Annotated in this window: 16 protein-coding genes; 7 read left to right on the top strand and 9 right to left on the bottom strand. The window is 56.8% G+C overall.

Annotated elements, in window-relative coordinates:
• Nucleotides 1-43: 43 nt before the first annotated feature.
• Nucleotides 44-2,245, bottom strand: coding sequence for a sodium-translocating pyrophosphatase (locus tag NF347_RS11190; RefSeq protein ID WP_107034974.1), 2,202 nt, complete (start codon nucleotides 2,243-2,245; stop codon nucleotides 44-46).
• A 166-nt stretch (nucleotides 2,246-2,411) separates the two neighbouring features.
• Here NF347_RS11190 and NF347_RS11195 point away from each other — a divergent pair, with 166 nt between their 5' ends.
• The 4 genes from NF347_RS11195 to NF347_RS11210 are packed head-to-tail and all read left to right on the top strand — an operon-like array spanning nucleotide 2,412 to nucleotide 5,447.
• Complete coding sequence (locus NF347_RS11195; protein WP_161553757.1) at nucleotides 2,412-3,824, top strand: DUF3078 domain-containing protein; 1,413 nt, start codon at nucleotides 2,412-2,414, stop codon at nucleotides 3,822-3,824.
• A 12-nt stretch (nucleotides 3,825-3,836) separates the two neighbouring features.
• A complete protein-coding gene (locus NF347_RS11200) occupies nucleotides 3,837-4,388 on the top strand; it encodes a hypothetical protein (protein WP_107034972.1) in 552 nt (183 codons plus the stop codon).
• Nucleotides 4,385-4,897, top strand: coding sequence for an FxLYD domain-containing protein (locus NF347_RS11205; protein ID WP_107034971.1), 513 nt, complete (start codon nucleotides 4,385-4,387; stop codon nucleotides 4,895-4,897). The genes NF347_RS11200 and NF347_RS11205 overlap by 4 nt, the downstream gene beginning before the upstream one ends.
• A 10-nt stretch (nucleotides 4,898-4,907) precedes the next feature.
• A complete protein-coding gene (locus NF347_RS11210) occupies nucleotides 4,908-5,447 on the top strand; it encodes a GNAT family N-acetyltransferase (protein ID WP_107034970.1) in 540 nt (179 codons plus the stop codon).
• On the opposite strand, the gene NF347_RS11215 is transcribed toward NF347_RS11210, so the two are convergent.
• From NF347_RS11215 to NF347_RS11250, 8 genes are all read right to left on the bottom strand, one after another.
• Nucleotides 5,423-7,021, bottom strand: coding sequence for a tetratricopeptide repeat protein (locus NF347_RS11215; RefSeq protein ID WP_161553758.1), 1,599 nt, complete (start codon nucleotides 7,019-7,021; stop codon nucleotides 5,423-5,425). The genes NF347_RS11210 and NF347_RS11215 overlap by 25 nt on opposite strands.
• Nucleotides 7,022-7,032: 11 nt before the next feature.
• Nucleotides 7,033-7,845, bottom strand: coding sequence for a 3-deoxy-8-phosphooctulonate synthase (kdsA, locus tag NF347_RS11220; protein WP_107034968.1), 813 nt, complete (start codon nucleotides 7,843-7,845; stop codon nucleotides 7,033-7,035).
• A complete protein-coding gene (locus NF347_RS11225; RefSeq protein WP_107034967.1) occupies nucleotides 7,842-8,576 on the bottom strand; it encodes an RsmE family RNA methyltransferase in 735 nt (244 codons plus the stop codon). Before NF347_RS11225 ends, kdsA begins: the two co-directional genes overlap by 4 nt.
• A gap of 1 nt (nucleotide 8,577) precedes the next feature.
• Nucleotides 8,578-9,954: an MFS transporter gene (locus tag NF347_RS11230; protein WP_107034966.1), complete on the bottom strand. Its 1,377-nt coding sequence runs from the start codon at nucleotides 9,952-9,954 to the stop codon at nucleotides 8,578-8,580.
• A 76-nt stretch (nucleotides 9,955-10,030) separates the two neighbouring features.
• On the bottom strand, nucleotides 10,031-10,642 hold the full coding sequence (locus NF347_RS11235; RefSeq protein ID WP_107034965.1) for a bifunctional nuclease family protein: 612 nt from the start codon (nucleotides 10,640-10,642) through the stop codon (nucleotides 10,031-10,033).
• The gene (mnmA, locus tag NF347_RS11240; protein ID WP_107034964.1) at nucleotides 10,621-11,742 is read right to left on the bottom strand and encodes a tRNA 2-thiouridine(34) synthase MnmA; all 1,122 of its coding nucleotides are present in this window, start codon (nucleotides 11,740-11,742) and stop codon (nucleotides 10,621-10,623) included. The genes NF347_RS11235 and mnmA overlap by 22 nt, the downstream gene beginning before the upstream one ends.
• 3 nt (nucleotides 11,743-11,745) lie before the next feature.
• On the bottom strand, nucleotides 11,746-12,258 hold the full coding sequence (locus tag NF347_RS11245) for a DoxX family protein (RefSeq protein WP_107034963.1): 513 nt from the start codon (nucleotides 12,256-12,258) through the stop codon (nucleotides 11,746-11,748).
• 50 nt (nucleotides 12,259-12,308) lie between these two features.
• Nucleotides 12,309-13,199, bottom strand: coding sequence for a DUF5106 domain-containing protein (locus NF347_RS11250; RefSeq protein WP_107034962.1), 891 nt, complete (start codon nucleotides 13,197-13,199; stop codon nucleotides 12,309-12,311).
• 444 nt (nucleotides 13,200-13,643) lie between these two features.
• Here NF347_RS11250 and clpB point away from each other — a divergent pair, with 444 nt between their 5' ends.
• The 3 genes from clpB to NF347_RS11265 all read left to right on the top strand — a co-directional run bounded on the left by clpB (nucleotide 13,644) and on the right by NF347_RS11265 (nucleotide 17,189).
• On the top strand, nucleotides 13,644-16,241 hold the full coding sequence (gene clpB / locus NF347_RS11255) for an ATP-dependent chaperone ClpB (protein ID WP_107034960.1): 2,598 nt from the start codon (nucleotides 13,644-13,646) through the stop codon (nucleotides 16,239-16,241).
• A 20-nt stretch (nucleotides 16,242-16,261) separates the two neighbouring features.
• Complete coding sequence (locus NF347_RS11260) at nucleotides 16,262-16,750, top strand: hypothetical protein (RefSeq protein ID WP_107034959.1); 489 nt, start codon at nucleotides 16,262-16,264, stop codon at nucleotides 16,748-16,750.
• 79 nt (nucleotides 16,751-16,829) lie between these two features.
• On the top strand, nucleotides 16,830-17,189 hold the full coding sequence (locus tag NF347_RS11265; protein ID WP_107034958.1) for a DUF488 domain-containing protein: 360 nt from the start codon (nucleotides 16,830-16,832) through the stop codon (nucleotides 17,187-17,189).
• The last annotated feature ends 3 nt before the right edge of the window (nucleotides 17,190-17,192 follow it).

Consider the following 17,192-nt stretch of genomic DNA (forward strand, 5'->3'; position numbering starts at 1 on the left):
GAGTGGTTTTTGAGATTAATTTGTCACAGTCATAATGGTGCGATCAGAAGAGCGACCAGCTGACTGTCAGTCCGGCCATCACGATGGCCACCATTGACATCAGCTTGATAAGGATGTTGAGCGACGGGCCGGAAGTGTCCTTGAACGGATCGCCCACTGTATCGCCGGTGACCGTAGCCTTATGCACTTCACTTCCCTTGCCGCCGAAGTTGCCCTCTTCAACATATTTCTTGGCATTATCCCAGGCACCGCCTGAGTTGGCCATGAATATTGCCAGCACGAATCCGGCCGACAGTCCGCCGGTCAGCAGGCCGATCACTCCGGGCACTCCAAACACGAGTCCGGTGATGATCGGAGCCACAATGGCGAGCACCGACGGAAACACCATCTCGCGCTGCGCTCCTTTTGTGGAGATCTGCACGCAGCGTGCATAGTCGGGATCGGCTTTCCCTTCGAGAATACCCTTGATCTCACGGAACTGGCGGCGCACCTCGTCGACCATGTGGGCTGCTGCGCGTCCGACGGCGTTCATGGTCAGTCCGCAGAACAGGAAAGCCATCATGGAGCCGATAAACATGCCCGAAAGCACCTTGGGGCTCATAAGGTTGACCTCAAAATAGGCCATAAAATCAGTAAACGTAGCGTCGTGGAGAGCCACCGCACGGTCGCCGAGCTGTATGAAAGTCTGCCCCAGACGGTCGAGACCTATGCGTATTTCTTCGATATATGAAGCTAACAGCGCCAGTCCGGTCAGAGCTGCCGATCCGATCGCGAATCCCTTGCCTGTGGCGGCCGTAGTGTTGCCGAGCGAGTCGAGCGCGTCGGTGCGCTTGCGCACACTCTCGCCGAGTCCGCTCATCTCCGCGTTGCCGCCGGCATTGTCGGCGATCGGGCCGTAGGCGTCGGTAGCGAGTGTGATGCCGAGTGTCGACAGCATGCCTACCGCCGCGATGCCTATGCCGTAAAGTCCCATGCCCACATTGGTGAAGTCGAATCCCGACGCAAACCAGTAGGAGAGTATTATGCCCGCCACCACAGCTATTACCGGTATTGCCGTAGACACCATGCCGAGCCCCACACCCGATATGATCACCGTTGCCGGCCCGGTCTTTCCCGATTCGGCGAGCCGCTGTGTAGGCTTATAGCTCTGCGAGGTATAGTACTCCGTGGCCTGTCCGATGACAATACCCACGAGCAGCCCCACCACCACCGAACATCCGATGAGCGCCCAGTTGGTGATCTGAAGCACCCAGAGTATGCCGAACGTGGCGGCCACGATCAGCGCCGAACTGAGATTGGTGCCGCGCGACAGAGCCTTCAGAAGTCCCTTCATGTCGGCGTCCTCGCGTGTGCGAACCGTAAATATACCTATGATAGACAATATGATGCCCACTGCCGCTATAAGCATCGGGGCGATGACCGCCTTGACCTGCATGGCCGGATCGGGAACCGCAGCCTGCATGAATGCGGCTGCTCCGAGTGCGGCTGTGGCAAGGATAGAGCCGCAATAGCTCTCGTAGAGGTCGGCGCCCATGCCAGCCACGTCGCCCACATTGTCGCCCACATTGTCGGCTATAGTCGCGGGATTGCGCGGATCATCCTCCGGTATGCCGGCCTCGACTTTACCTACAAGGTCGGCGCCCACGTCGGCGGCCTTGGTATAGATGCCGCCTCCCACTCTGGCGAAAAGCGCCTGCGTGGAAGCACCCATGCCGAATGTCAGCATGGTAGTGGTGATCATAGTCATCTTCTGCATGGGATTGGCATTGTCGACAAACATATTGAGCAGCACATACCATATCGAGATGTCGAGCAGTCCCAGCCCCACGACAACGAGTCCCATGACAGCGCCGGAGCGGAATGCCACATTGAGGCCTCCGTTAAGGCTCTCACGCGCGGCATTGGCTGTTCGGGCTGAAGCATTTGTGGCTGTCTTCATGCCCAGAAAGCCCGACAGTCCGGAGAAGAATCCTCCGGTCAGGAATGCCACCGGCACCCATGGATTCTGCAGCTGGAATCCGTAGGCCATAATCGAAAACACGATCACCAGAGCCAGAAACACGATGCCAACGATCTTGTATTGCTGGCGCAGATATGACATAGCTCCCTTGCGCACGTGAGATGCTATTCGCTGCATCGTTTCGGTGCCCTCGCTGCGGCGCATCATCCCTCGATAAAAATACCATGCGAGCAGGAGAGCTATGACAGCTGCCGCAGGCACAATCCAGAATAAAGTCTGTTCCATTGATTGATATTGAAGTTTAAGGTAAGACATTGAGTTAACAAAGTTAGTCAATTTTATTAAAACTTCCACCTTGCCGTGAGCGCAAAAACCGAAAAAACGCCCATGTCAACACATTATTTTATAAAAAAAATATGTAATTTTGCAATTCACGTTTCTTGTAATGACAATGAAAAGACTGATACTGCACATGACCCTATTGGCTCTTTCAGCCATTTCAGGAGCCGTAGCGGCCGCCACACCGCTGAGATCCGCGCTCTGCCGTGAAACCATTCAGCCTGCGTATGGCGAAACAGCGCACACTGTGTCGAACGATCCCGACACTGTCATCATCCTGCCCTGGTTTGACGACGAGCTTGCCGACGACATCCACATGCTCGATACCGCCAACATAGAGCCCGACACCATCATCACGGACTATTACAGAACGATTTTTCCAATACCTGCCGGCGACTACTCGAAACCGGTATTCGACGGCTACCAGTTTCTCGACACCCTGACTCTGGAACGTCCCGAGCATTCAGCCATAGCCGGCGACGCATATTACTGGCTCGACGACCTGAAACGGGGCCGGCTTCTGGTCGCACGCGCGCGTCAGCAATACATGTCGCAGAATCCGCAAGCGGTGAGATACAACGTGTGGATGCTTCCCGAGCGCCCCAAGGAATATGCGGCGATAATCAATCCGCACACCCGGCGCATCGAGATGCAGGAGCGCGCCGTCGGCGACCGCCGCAACGAAGTCACCTCCCTTGCTCCAGAGATCGACCGCAAGATATGGATACAGAGCCTGGCTGTCACCGCCCAGTTCTCACAGGCCTATGTGTCGCCCAACTGGTATCAGGGCGGCAACCGCAGCCTTATAATGCTGGTGAACGCCGCCTATAACGTGAAGCTCAACCAGCATTATTATCCCAATCTGCTCTTCGAAACATCGGCCGGCTACAAACTCGGCACCAACACCGCCCCCGACGACACCATCCGCTCGATGAACATATCGGAGGATCTGCTGCAGATCAACTCCACATTCGGCTACAAAGCAGCGCGCAGATGGTACTATTCGCTCAATCTGCAGTTCAAGACACAGCTTTTCAACTCCTACCCCTCCAACTCCGACAAACTCAAATCGGCATTTCTCTCGCCGGGCGAGCTAAACCTCGGTCTCGGTATGACCTACAACTATCAGAACGACAAGAAGACATTTGATTTCAACGCTACTATAGCTCCTTTGTCGTGGCAGCTCTCTACCTGCATCTCGCAAAGAATCAACGAAGAATCATACGGTATACGTCCGGGACGCAATGCCCGTTGCGAATACGGTTCAAACGCCGAATACAAGCTCAGCTGGAAGATAACCTACAACATCAAGTATCAGTCGCGACTGTTCCTCTTTTCGGATTACTCACGCTTTCAGGGCGACTGGGAGCACACCCTGTCGTTTAACATCAACCGTTATCTCTCGACCAACATATACGCCCACATGCGCTATGACACGTCGAGCGTACGCGACGGCGGCTGGTCGAAATTCCAGTTCAAGGAGATCCTGTCGTTTGGATTCGCCTACACGTTTGCCAATACATGAATCTGACACGACATGTTCCGTCCTCTCCTCCTTGCTCTCATGCTTCTGACCGTCCAGGCCATCAGCGCCACCGGCTTCAGCCGAGGGTATGACAACATTGACTCCGTGGCGGCACGGATCATAGCCTCCGGCCCGCATCCGATCGAAGGGATATGGCAGTTTCCCGCCGACGGCTCACTTATGGCCATCGAACGCCGCGACGATCCCTCAGGAGCCACTGTCTACAGGCTTACGGTGGTCAGCAGCGCCGACCGCACCGTTCGTCCCGGAACCCTCATAGGCGAGGCCACTCCGGCCGGCGACTCCACCACTTTCGACGCACGGATCTCCACCGACGGGCAGGGACGCCTATCAGGCGGACGATTCACCATAAGGCTCGGAGAGGAAGCCTCGCGGCTGGCCTTCACCAAAGCCCGCGGCGAATATTACCTTGACCTCACCCGCCTGCTCCCATATATGTTCAGACGGGTGATACGTCACCGCCGCGCCACACCTCAGGCCGCACAGATATGCTTCAAGATCATACCACAACCGGCCATTCCGGCCACTCCGCGATATTTATGACACGGCCACTCGTCACGATCGCCGCTCTCGCAGCCATGATCATTGCCGCCGCAGGGACTCCCGACCGCACTACCCGGCGCGGTCTGCGGCCACAGACGCGGCTGTCGGCTCCAACAACGGCCATGACAGCGGAAGCCGCCGACACGGTGACCCCATCGCATGGCATGATCGACGTTTCGGGCTACGACAAGCCGCTCAGGTCGGCCAGCGAAACCCTTTTCATAACCAACCACAGCCGACGCCGGCTGACGGGGGTACAGCTCAGGATAACGTATCTCGACGCACACGGCCGTCAGCTCCACGAAGCGACGATGTGGCTTGACACCGACATACCACCCGGCGAAACACGCCGTATGAAATTCAAATCGTGGGACATACAGCGCACCTTCTACTACCGCCTGACGGGAAAACCGCGCCGCTCGGACGGAACGCTCTACGACGTAAGCATACGTCCGCTGCGTGCGGTATATCCGACTGCCGGACACAGCACACATTCACCGGAGCAATAAAAACCAACAGATGAAAACCGAGACACTTCTCAATGACGGAACGATATCCCTGCGCGCACTCGAACCGTCGGATCTCGATGCGATGATCCGATGGGAAAACGACACACGGCTATGGTCGGCCGGAAGCCAGGGAGCACCGCTATCGCGGCATGCAATAGCCGAATATATCGCCAATTACGACGCCGATCTATTCGCTGCGCGGCAGTTGAGGCTGATCGTTGTTGAAAACGCCACAGGCAATGCCGCAGGTGCCGTGGATCTCTACGACTTCGATCCGCTGAGCCTTCGTGCAGGCATCGGAATCATCATTGATGAAAACGCACGCGGCCACGGCTTCGGCACACGCGCCCTGACACTTTTATGGCAATACGCATCGCTGCATCTCGGCATGAATCAGCTCTGGGCCATGACGGCAATCGACAACACTGCCGCATGCCACGCATTCACCAGTGCCGGATTTACGACAGCCGGCCGCCTGCGGAGCTGGATCCGCCGCGGCCGGCAATGGGTCGACGCGCTGATGTTTCAGCGGTTGAATATCGAGGCGTAGCGCACCATCAGCTGATGGAAGCGCGGATCAGAGCGCAACGGCTCCACGTTGACATATCCGAGATCGAGATCCATCCAGTTGTGATAGTCGGCATATCCGTTCTGCATGGCAAGCTGCGCGCAGTCGACAGCCCGGTCGATCATGCCACGGCGGGCATAATAGCATGATGCATAATAATGGATCATCCCGTCATAGTCGGGCTGTGAATTGAGTATATTCTCCATCCACCGGTCGGCCTCTTCTACGCGTTCGAGCTGCAGCAGCGCGAATCCGAGAAGCGACCGCACATTATCGGGCGACATATCCGAGGCGGCTTCGACCGCACGCTGGCAGAGAAGCTTCGAGAGCGGCGCCTGGTCAAGACTGTCGGAGCACACCCACGCGCGAAGCAGCAACAGCCGCGGATCGTTGGGGCTGTCGAGTATTGCCTCAGCCAGACTCACCGATGCGTCGTGAGGATGTCCGAGCGCCAGATCGGCTGCCGCCTTAGCCTCCAGACCCTCTACCAGTCCCGGCTGCTTGGAAAGCGCCTGATCGGCATTGACAAGAGCCTCGCGGTATTCGCCGAGCGCACAAAGGATACGCGCCTTCAGAGCGTAGTAAGGAGCGTTTTCCTCAGTGGCCGATATGGCGTAGTCGGCATTTGCCAGAGCGGTGTCATACTGTCCGATAGCATAGAAACATTTGGCCAGCGACGAATTGAGCCCGGCATAGGAATAGAGGCCGTCGTTGAGTATCTTGTCGTAGTCCTCGATCGCGGCCGTGTAGTTGTAGTGGCTCTCGGCGATCGCCGCGCGGATATAGTAGAACATCCCGACTCTCGGCGCCTGGCGTATGGCTCTCGACAGTCCGTTCATGACCGCCGGGTAATTGGTGCGGGCAAGCACCACAAGCTCGTTGAGTGCCTTGGCATTGACATTGCTGTCCATCGACAGGGCTATGATATAGTCGTCGACAGCCCCCTCGGTGTTGCCGAGCAGAGTGCGGACCGAAGCACGCCGTATGTAGCTCTCGGCCTTGTCGGGGGCGTAATCGACAGCACGGTCGGCCAGATCGTTGGCCATGCCGAAATTCTGCTCCCGGGCGGCACAGCGCGCAAGGCCGAAGACAGCCTCCTGCGAGTGAGGGAACTGACGCTGCAACCGCTGATAGTCGGCCCGCGCATCGGCGTAACGGCCAAGTTCGTAGAGCACGTTGGCTCTCTGGTAGAGACATGTATAGGCCGACGGATCAAGCTGCAGCGCGGCATTGAGGTCGTCGAGGGCATCGCTGTAGCGACCCATGCGCTCTCTCGCTCCGGCACGAAGCTGATGGGCGGAGAAACGCACCTCACGAGCCGATTCGGGCGCGTAGCGGAGCGCCTGATCGAGATCGGAGATCGCCTTGAGATACTCGTCGCGGTTGTATAGCTCACCGGCTCTTGCCAGCAGAGTTTCGTAGTCGGTCGGATCATTTTCGATCATTTTGTCGTAGACCCTCATCACGGCCACGCTCATGGCCGAATTGGATGACGACTGCGCCACGCAGGGTATGGGCGCGGCCATCAATAGCAGAAATGCGATGAACGGTTTCATTGGCAACATTTTTATGATTCTGTCACTATTTCGTTTATAACGGTGCGGATGCGCGTGAGTCGCTCAAGCAGTCCGGGCAGAAGATCGAGCCGGAGCATATTGGCGCCGTCGCTCTTTGCCTTCGAAGGCTCGGGATGTGTTTCGATGAAGAGTCCGTCGGCACCGGCGGCTATGCCGCATCGGGCTATGGTCTCGATCATGTCGGGACGTCCGCCCGTGACTCCGCAGGTCTGATTGGGCTGCTGAAGCGAGTGAGTGCAGTCGAGCACCACCGGACAGCCAAAACTCTTCATGACCGGTATGCCGCGGTAGTCCACCACCAGATCCTGATAGCCGAATGTCACTCCGCGCTCCGTCACAGCAACATCGTCGCAACCGGCGTCGCGCACCTTCTGCACGGCGAACTCCATGGCTTCGGGCGAGAGAAACTGGCCCTTCTTGACGTTGACATCACGGCCGGTGCGGGCCGCCGCCACAAGCAGATCGGTCTGACGGCACAGGAATGCCGGGATCTGTAGCACGTCGACAAACTCCGCGGCCATGTCGGCCTCCTCAGGCGAGTGTATGTCGGTCACCACAGGCACTCCGAACTCCTCCCTGACTTTGGCGAGAATCCTCAGTGCCTCAAGGTCGCCGATGCCGGTGAACGAATCGAGCCGCGAGCGGTTGGCCTTGCGATAGGAGCCTTTGAACACATAGGGTATGCCCAGGCGGCTCGTGACCTCCACTATACGCCCGGCAATGTCGAGAGCCATGCGCTCGCCTTCGATCACGCACGGACCGGCGAGAAGAAAGAAATTATCCGATGGTTTTATTGATTTCATATTTCTGGATTATCTGTGATTGAACGGTATTGGTCGAGTATATGGATAGCGTCGACAGCCCGCAGAGCCGCCGTTTCGGTACGCAAACGTTCCGGGCCGAGAGCCACCGGTTTCCAGCCCGCGTCAAGCGCCGCCTTGATCTCTTCGGGAGCGAAATCGCCCTCCGGGCCGATCATTATGGCTGTGACAGGCGCTCCGCTGCGATATGTCGCCACAAGCTCGCGGCGCGGTATCGAACGGTCGCAGTAGGCTATCAGCGCCTGTGCTCCGGCATAGCGTGCCGTCACCTCGCCAACCGGGGTCATCGGTTCGACGACCGGAAGCACAGCCTTGAGCGACTGCTTCATGGCCGCCACAGCAATCTTTTCGAGCCGTTCGGGCTTCAGCTCACGTCGTTCCGAACGGCGGCACAGCAACGGTATGATACGGTCAACACCTATCTCGGTCAGCTTTTCGGTCATCCACTCCATGCGGTCGAGATGCTTTGACGGCGCCACCGCGGCCACTATCTCGCCCGACCACGAAGGGAGCAGCGTCTCGGATGAGAGAATCTCCACGGTGGTGTGGCGCTGATGCGCACCGGTGATGACGCAACGGTAGCGGCGTCCCTTGCCGTCGACCACTGTCAGCTCGTCGCCCTCGCGAAGGCGCAGCACTCTGACGGCGTGCTGCGAATCGCTTTCGGGAAGCGTGAGCGTGTCGGCTATGTCGGGTGCATAGAACTGTATCATATCATTCTATCTCCAGAGCGGCATCCTCCGCCTTGGCAATACTGCGGCGGTCGGGTGCCGGATTATGACGGTACTTGAAGAATATCGCGAACAGAATGGCCACCACCAACGCATAGAGTGCAAATATAGTCCATGGGGTCGACCAGTCGCCAAGCATATAGGACCGTCCGTCGGGCATGGTCTGCCAGCTGACATAGCGGTTGACCACCGCTCCTGCTATCAGCGTGCCTACGGATGCTCCTATGCCATTGGTCATCAGCATAAACAGTCCCTGTGCCGACGACTTGACTCGCTCTGAAGTCTCCTGCTCGACAAACAGTGCGCCGCTGACATTGAAAAAGTCGAAAGCCACGCCGTAGACTATCATCGACAGGATGAAGAGCCACACCCCCGGACCGGGATTGCCTATGGCGAAAAACTCGAAGCGCAGCACCCATGCCAGCATGGCTATGAGCATCACACGCTTTATGCCGAAACGACGCAGACAGAACGGGATAAGCAATATGCACAGCGCCTCGCTGACCTGCGACAGCGAAGTGAGCAGAGTGGCGTTGTTGGCTCCGAAAGTCGAAGCATATTGTTCGACCCCTTTGAAGGAGGTGATAAACGTGGTGGCAAAGCCATTGGTAATCTGCAGGGCCACTCCGAGCAACATCGAGAAGACGAAGAATAGAGCCATGCGACGGTCGGCAAACAGCCTGAATGCCGAGAGGCCGAGAGTGTCGGCCACGCTGCGTCCCTGCGCTGCGCTGCGGTCTACGGGGCTGACCGGAAGAGTGAACGCGAACACGCCGAGAATCAGTCCGAGCACGGCCGAAGCGAGCAGCTGCATATCGGTGTACTGGAAACGATAGGTGCTCATCGGGTTGGCGTCGGAGAGCGTAAAGCCCCACTCTCCGGCATGATAATAAACTGAATTGACAAACCACATCGACGCGATGAATCCGACTGTGCCGAGCGTGCGGATGGGAGGGAATGCCGCCACTGTGTCGTAGCCTTTCATCTTCAGTGCCTTGAAAGCTGTGGAATTGGCCAGCGCGATCGTAGGCATATAGAATGCCACGCTCAGCGTGTAGAGCGTGAAAAACGGCGCGAACTCAAGCTGCGGATGGGTATGGCCATACCACCAGGCAGCTCCCATGAACAGAGCCGCGAGCAGATGACAGATGCCGAGCACACGGTTGACCGGAATCCAGCGGTCGGCCAGTATTCCCATCAGAGCGGGCATGAATATCGACACCATTCCCTGCACCGAATAGAACAGAGCTATGTCGCTTCCCAGACCTGCCGCGCCGACATACTGACCCAGACAGGTGAGATAAGCTCCCCAGATAGCGAACTGTAGAAAATTGAGGATTATAAGCCGTAATTTAAGCATTGCTGTAGACTGTCGGTATAATGTGATTATCGAGTTGTGATGGTGTCAATTTGGTGTCCTGCAACAGGTGCGGATCTCAGTCGGCGTCGTCCGACGGGCGTCGGCGCCGCTTGTCTTCGAGTATGCGGCTCACACGTGCCGCCTCCTCGTAGTTTTCCTCGCCTATAAGCTTCTGCAGGGTGCGCTCAAGCTCTTCGACCGCATAGTTTTCAAGCCGCGGCTCCGGATCGGAAGACTCTTCGCGGTCATCGCGGTCGGAAGGGTCGTCGGTCGTTTCCTCCACCTCGAATCCGGTTTCGTCAAGAATCGCGCGCGTGGTGTAGATAGGCGCCGATGTGCGCATCGCTATGGCTATGGCGTCGGATGTACGTGAATCGATAGTCACCGTGCGGTCACCGTCGGTAAATGTCAGCTCGGAGGAGAATATCCCGTCCTCAAACCGATAGATGAACACCTCGCGCAGCTTGACGCCGAAGGCGTGGGCGAAGCTGACAAACAGATCGTGGGTCATAGGCCGCGGAGGAGTCACGCTTTCCATCCTTATGGCTATCGACTGGGCTTCGGCCGGCCCGATCACGACCGGAATGCGTCCGGGGCCATCGGCCTCGGCAAGTATCAGCGCGTATGCGCCGTTCTGCAGCTGGCTGTACGACAGCCCGAGCACTCTCAGTCGGATTCGTTCTGACATGGCTGTGTGAGTTTGAAATGACGAGGATCGTCGGTGGTGATGATGCCGCTGCCTAGACAGATGCGCCTGTCGGGGGTATATATCACGGCAAACTGCCCCGGAGCGATTCCCTGCACCGGCTGCGAGCTTTCTATGACGTAGCGCGACTGTCCGAGGCGTGTGAGTGTGGCCTCTATGAATTCCGGCATGTGACGGTTTTTGAACACTATCGGCTCGGCGTCGCACCGGTCGGGCCAGGGATCGCGCGTGATCCAGTGCATCTCGTCGAGACATATGGTGCGGCCATACTGCCTCAGAGTGCCGTAGCCTCCGCTGACGTAGACGGCATTGTCCACGATGTTCTTTCCCACCACATACCATGGTCCGCCGCTCAGACCGAGCCCCTTGCGCTGTCCGATCGTATGAAACCAGTAGCCGCGGTGCTCTCCGAGCTTGCGGCCGCTCTCTATCTCGATAATCGGTCCGGGACGCTCGCCGAGATGACGGCGTATGAAGTCGTTGTAGTTGATTTTTCCGAGGAAGCAGATCCCCTGGCTGTCGCGTCGTCGGGCGTTGGGCAGATTCAGCTCCACAGCCATCCGCCTCACTTCCGCTTTGGGCAGGTCGCCGATCGGGAACATCGCGTGACTCAGCTGGCGATAACTTATGCGCGCCAGAAAATCGGTCTGATCCTTGACAGGATCGGGCGCCGTGGCAAGATATACGAGCCCGTCGGCCGGGTCGGTCAGCGTGCGTGCATAATGCCCCGTGGCCGTATAGTCAAACTCGTAGCCGCGGCGCTCCTCGAAGTAGCCGAACTTGATGAACCTGTTGCACATTATGTCGGGATTGGGAGTCAGTCCCTGACGGACCGTGCGGAGGGCATACTCCATGACACTTTCCCAGTATTCCTTGTTGAGATCGACCGTATCGAGCGGCAAGCCATAGCGCGACGCGATCAGACGGCACATCTCGAGATCTTCTTCGGCCGAGCAGTCGCCGCGGCCGTCGTCGGACGCGATACGGATATAGAACAGGCTGACGTCGTGACCCTGCTCCACCAGCCGGTGGACAGCCACGGCGCTGTCGACGCCACCTGATATCAACGCTGCGATCCTCATGGTTCAGACATCTTCAAGCTCCTCGTCGCCGCTCTTGCCCTGACGGCTTATCAGGAACAGCGAGATGAAATAATCAAGCGAGATCTTGCCCGGCCCGGCCAGCAAAATATACAGGTAGATGCCTATGAACATTATGGGCAGACAGCCCGGCTGCGTGTCCGACAGGCCGTAGACCGACACGTTGGGCAGCAGATTATGGAGCATATAGTACTCCGCCGCCATCATTGACAGCGCAGGTGGCACCACAGCTATCCTGGTCAGGAAACCCACCATAATGAACAGCGAGCACACGATCTCGATCACAATCATGATGATCAGACACGTTTCGGAATGAAGTCCGAACATAGACGGGAATGTATGGCGCAACTGCTCGAACGCCACAAGATGGCGTATGCCGAACTGCATGAACATCACTCCGACAAAAAGGCGCATGAACAGCCGGGCCATGTTGCTGTAGGTATAACCCGTGCATTTCACGAATGTATGCGCTATGAGTTTATTGAGTTTCGACATCATGAAGAGTTTTTATGTTAAGGGACATGACGGCGCCCGACGGCCGGAGCGAGTCAAAGACGCGACATGATAGTCAGAACGGTGTCGATGTTCGCATTCTTCATTCGTATCACCGAATTCTCGTCAAGTATATAGAACGACGGGGTCGACTTGATATCATAGACCGTATCGATGTCGGGGGCAGAGCCGACGGTCCATGTCGACGGGAAATTCTTAACTTTCTCACGCCACTCCTCGTCGGGTTCCTCGGCCGATATGGCCACAACCCTTACCAGTCCGGCATCAAGATATCGCGAGGTCGGTATGTTGGCGTTAAGGCGTGTACGCGCCAGATGACAGTCGCTACACTCTGTGTCGAAGAAATAGATCAGCGTCACCTCGGCCGAATCCGGAGCGAAGGTGCGCCGGTTGCCGTCGCGGTCGGTAAAGTCAAATACGGGAGCCGACATGCCCACCTGCGATGCCGAAAGCACCCTCACCTGATGTTCGTAGCGCGCCTTTATGCTTTTGTCGACGCGCTTGTTGTCGACCACCGCGCGTATGAATGGCAGATACAGCTCGTCGGAGTAGATCTCCGATGTGTCGGAATGCACATGCTGCTCGGCCGTATTGGCCAGAAACGTCATATCTTCGGGACGTTTTTCAAGTGTCTTGAGCAGCTTTGCGATGCATTTATGGGCCTGTCGGGCCGAGGCGTGGGGCATCAGATTGAGATAGGACCTGAAGCTCTCTCCCATGCGCTCGCGATTGCTGAAAGCCTTGTTGAAATCACAGAAATCCCAGTAGTGTTCGATCAGATAGTCGACTCTTGGCTGCAGTCCCTGAAGCGAGTCGGGCACTATAGGCAACTGGAAATAGGTATCCTGAGCCGTCATTCGCGGCGCGGCCACGAAAGCGATCATGACAACGGCCACTCGGATTATGACATTATGTAACTTTTTCATTGTGGCATACTGTTTGCAGTTACAAAATTAGACATTCTGGCCGAATTTACGGCAAGCAAGCAGTAAAAATGTTGGCAATTACCAACTTTTGCCGTCGTGAGATTGTTAGAAAATCAGCAGACGGCAGATCCCTGCGGTCAGCCGCCGCATCACACCGACAGCTTGCAACCCGCCGGGGCGCACATGCCGGCATCCGGTCGGAGCCACAATCCGGTCAAGTCCAGCAAAGAATCTAAGAGTATGTTTGAATTTAACACGAAAAATATATATGAACTTCTTTCTATCCCCTCAAAGGTCTTTTCGGGCGATTTGCGTCAAGTCTCATCGGTCACGATGCCCGCATCGCTCCCTCTTCAACTCACGCAAATCTCTCCGAAAATCCTCTTGGAGTGAATAGAAGTAAAATTCAAACATACTCTAAAAAACTGTTTATTTATCCAGGATATGAATTTCAATAATTTTACCATCAAGTCACAGGAAGCCATCCAGAAAGCAGTGGAGCTGACACGCGCCAACGGCTGTCAGGCCATTGAGCCGGTGCATATCCTTAAGGCCGTGATGTCGGAGGGCGAGTCGCTCGTGAAGTTTATCTTCGCGAAGACCGGCGCCAATATCACCACCGTCAATGCCGCCATAGACCGCGAGATAGCATCGCAGCCCAAAGTGTCGGGCGGAGAGCCATACCTGAGCCGCACGTCAAACGACGTGCTGCAGAGAGCCATAGACATCGCCAAGAAGCAGGGCGACGAATATGTCACGCTCGAAGCGCTACTCACCGCACTATTCGAGATCGCCTCGCCCGCGTCCTCCATCCTGAAGGACTCCGGACTGACCGACAAAGAGCTGAAGGCGGCCATCGAAGAGTTGCGCAAAGGCAAGAAAGCCACCGACCAGAGCGCTGAGGAAACCTACAATTCACTCAACAAATATGCCATAAACCTCAACGAACGCGCACGTCAGGGCAAACTCGACCCGGTGATAGGGCGCGACGACGAGATACGCCGTGTGCTCCAGATATTGAGCCGACGCACCAAGAACAATCCCATGCTCATAGGCGAGCCAGGCACCGGCAAGACTGCCATAGCCGAGGGTCTGGCACAGAGAATCGTGCGCGGCGACGTGCCTGAAAACCTCCGTTCCAAACAGATCTTCTCGCTCGACATGGGCGCCCTCGTGGCCGGAGCCAAATACAAAGGCGAGTTCGAGGAACGACTGAAAGCCATAGTCAACGAGGTGACACAGAGCGACGGAGAGATAATATTATTCATCGACGAGATCCACACCCTTGTCGGAGCCGGAAAAGGAGAGGGAGCCATGGACGCCGCCAATATTCTCAAGCCGGCACTCGCCAGAGGCGAACTCCGCAGCATAGGCGCCACCACACTCGACGAATACCAGAAATATTTCGAGAAGGACAAGGCTCTTGAACGCCGATTCCAGAAGGTGATGGTCAACGAACCCGACGAGATGAGCGCAATAGCCATCATGCGCGGACTGAAAGAGCGATATGAGAACCATCACAAGGTGCGCATCCGCGACGAGGCGATCATAGCCGCCGTGCAGCTCTCCGAGCGCTATATCACCGATCGTTTCCTCCCCGACAAGGCTATCGATCTCGTGGACGAAGCTGCCTCCAAACTGCGTCTGGAAATGGACTCCGTGCCGCAGGCTCTCGACGAGATCACCCGCATGATAGCCCAGAAGGAGATCGAGCGGGAGGCCATAAAGCGCGAAGGCGACAGCGAGAAAGTCAAGGAGATCGAGAAGGATCTCGCGCAGATGAGAGAGGACGAGAAGGAGTTCGCCGCAAAATGGAAGGCCGAGAAAGATCTCATAAACCGCATACAGCAGAACAAGATCGACATAGAGCAGCTCAACTTCGAGGCCGAGCGCGCCGAACGCGAGGGCGACTACGCCAAAGTGGCGGAGATACGTTACTCGAAAGTGCAGCAGAAAGAGACTGAGAATACCCAGATACAGGAACAGCTCGCCATGATGCAGGGAGAGAAAGCCCTGATCAAGGAGGAGGTCGACGCCGAGGATATAGCCGACGTGGTAAGCCGCTGGACCGGCATTCCGGTCAACAAGATGGTACAGAGCGAAAAGGAGAAACTGCTCCACCTCGAAGCCGAGCTTCACGAACGCGTCATAGGTCAGGAGGACGCAATCCGCGCCATAGCCGACGCCGTGCGCCGCAGCCGTGCCGGACTCAACGACCCGCGCCGCCCCATTGGATCGTTCATATTCCTGGGCACTACCGGAGTCGGCAAGACCGAGCTGGCAAAGGCACTGGCCGAATATCTCTTTGACGACGAGAACATGATGACCCGCATCGACATGAGTGAATATCAAGAGAAGCACACAGTGTCGAGGCTTGTCGGAGCGCCTCCGGGATACGTAGGCTACGACGAAGGCGGACAGCTGACCGAGGCCGTGCGTCGCAAACCTTACTCGGTAGTGCTCTTCGACGAGATCGAAAAGGCGCATCCCGACGTGTTCAACATATTGCTGCAGGTGCTCGACGACGGACGTCTGACCGACAACAAGGGACGTCTGGTCAACTTCAAGAACACCATCATCATCATGACCTCCAACATGGGATCGAACGTGATTCGCGACAATTTCTCGAAGATGACGCCCGAGAACCGCGCCGAAACCATCGAAACCACAAAGAACGAGGTTCTCGAGATGCTGAAACAGACCATACGGCCGGAATTCCTCAACCGCATAGACGAGATCATAATGTTCACCCCGCTCAACGAGGCCGAGATAGAGGAGATCGTAGGGCTGCAGATCAAGTCGATACAGAAGATGCTCGCCGCCAACGGCGTGACACTCGAAGTGACGCCTGCCGCGCTCCATTTCCTGGCCGAGGAGGGATATGATCCTGAATTCGGCGCCCGCCCGGTGAAACGCGCCATACACCGCCTGGTGCTCAACCAGCTGTCGAAGGACATCCTGGCTCAGAAAGTAGACCGCGACCATCCGATAGTGATCGACTATCAGGAGGGGGACGACGCCGGACTCGTGTTCAGAAACTAAACACTACAAACCACACAATCATGAAAAAGATCATACACCTTCTGATGGCCGCCCTGCCGCTGCTCGGCATGACAGCCTGCAGCGACGACGACAAGGATCTGCCTGCCGTAGACATCAACATCGAATATGCCGGAGCGAAAAAGATCGACGGCACAATCTACGCCGTGGCCGGCGAACCGTTTGAGATCACATCAGTGAGCTGCACTCCGCTGCGCCAGGGCAAGAAAGCCGCTATCACGGCCGTCACCTACGGACTCGACGGATGGGTGCTCGGCGCCACCAACCTGTCGCCGTTCAACATATCGATCGATACCTCCGAGCTTACCCCCGGCAAGCATGTCATGTCGATGTCTATGATCATAGCCGAGGTGGACTGCGAGATAGCAACCGGATATATGGCCTTCGACCTGATCGTGGTGCCGACCGCAGAGGATCTGCCCGACACCGCTCCCGACGAGGATACATCATCAGGCACAGGCCAGTTTACAGCCAGCCCCGACATACAATAGTGAGCCCCTGACACAAAATGCAGTTCAGCCGTGCCCGTCATCACACAGGCACGGCTGATCGCTTTAACAGTTTTATAACATGCAGAAGATAATCACACGCAGAGTGTACTCCGATCCCGACGGCAGCACTGCCGACGACGGCTACCGCATATTCGTCGACCGGCTATGGCCACGTGGCGAATCGAAAGAATCGTTCCACTATGACCTGTGGGTCAAAAACGTAGCGCCGTCAACCACGCTGCGCGAATGGTTTCACGCCGACCCCGACAGCCGGTGGGAGGAATTCGTCCGGCGCTACACCGATGAGCTACGGTCAAACCCGACGGCTCTTCAGCTGCGCCGCGACATAGCCGGGCGGCCTCGCGTCACACTGCTCTATGGCTCGAAAGACACCATACACAACAATGCCACAGTGCTCGCCGACTTCCTGCGGCAATGAACC

Origin of the sequence: Paramuribaculum intestinale (assembly GCF_030759015.1) — a bacterium.
Classification (GTDB): Bacteria; Bacteroidota; Bacteroidia; order Bacteroidales; family Muribaculaceae; genus Paramuribaculum; species Paramuribaculum intestinale.

Bases quoted from the DNA above. Each gene is read 5' to 3' on its own strand.
- NF347_RS11190 (WP_107034974.1), bottom strand. From the start codon at position 2,245: ATGGAACAGACTTTATTCTGGATTGTGCCTGCGGCAGCTGTCATAGCT.
- NF347_RS11195 (WP_161553757.1), top strand. From the start codon at position 2,412: ATGAAAAGACTGATACTGCACATGACCCTATTGGCTCTTTCAGCCATT.
- NF347_RS11200 (WP_107034972.1), top strand. From the start codon at position 3,837: ATGTTCCGTCCTCTCCTCCTTGCTCTCATGCTTCTGACCGTCCAGGCC.
- NF347_RS11205 (WP_107034971.1), top strand. From the start codon at position 4,385: ATGACACGGCCACTCGTCACGATCGCCGCTCTCGCAGCCATGATCATT.
- NF347_RS11210 (WP_107034970.1), top strand. From the start codon at position 4,908: ATGAAAACCGAGACACTTCTCAATGACGGAACGATATCCCTGCGCGCA.
- NF347_RS11215 (WP_161553758.1), bottom strand. From the start codon at position 7,021: ATGAAACCGTTCATCGCATTTCTGCTATTGATGGCCGCGCCCATACCC.
- kdsA (WP_107034968.1), bottom strand. From the start codon at position 7,845: ATGAAATCAATAAAACCATCGGATAATTTCTTTCTTCTCGCCGGTCCG.
- NF347_RS11225 (WP_107034967.1), bottom strand. From the start codon at position 8,576: ATGATACAGTTCTATGCACCCGACATAGCCGACACGCTCACGCTTCCC.
- NF347_RS11230 (WP_107034966.1), bottom strand. From the start codon at position 9,954: ATGCTTAAATTACGGCTTATAATCCTCAATTTTCTACAGTTCGCTATC.
- NF347_RS11235 (WP_107034965.1), bottom strand. From the start codon at position 10,642: ATGTCAGAACGAATCCGACTGAGAGTGCTCGGGCTGTCGTACAGCCAG.
- mnmA (WP_107034964.1), bottom strand. From the start codon at position 11,742: ATGAGGATCGCAGCGTTGATATCAGGTGGCGTCGACAGCGCCGTGGCT.
- NF347_RS11245 (WP_107034963.1), bottom strand. From the start codon at position 12,258: ATGATGTCGAAACTCAATAAACTCATAGCGCATACATTCGTGAAATGC.
- NF347_RS11250 (WP_107034962.1), bottom strand. From the start codon at position 13,199: ATGAAAAAGTTACATAATGTCATAATCCGAGTGGCCGTTGTCATGATC.
- clpB (WP_107034960.1), top strand. From the start codon at position 13,644: ATGAATTTCAATAATTTTACCATCAAGTCACAGGAAGCCATCCAGAAA.
- NF347_RS11260 (WP_107034959.1), top strand. From the start codon at position 16,262: ATGAAAAAGATCATACACCTTCTGATGGCCGCCCTGCCGCTGCTCGGC.
- NF347_RS11265 (WP_107034958.1), top strand. From the start codon at position 16,830: ATGCAGAAGATAATCACACGCAGAGTGTACTCCGATCCCGACGGCAGC.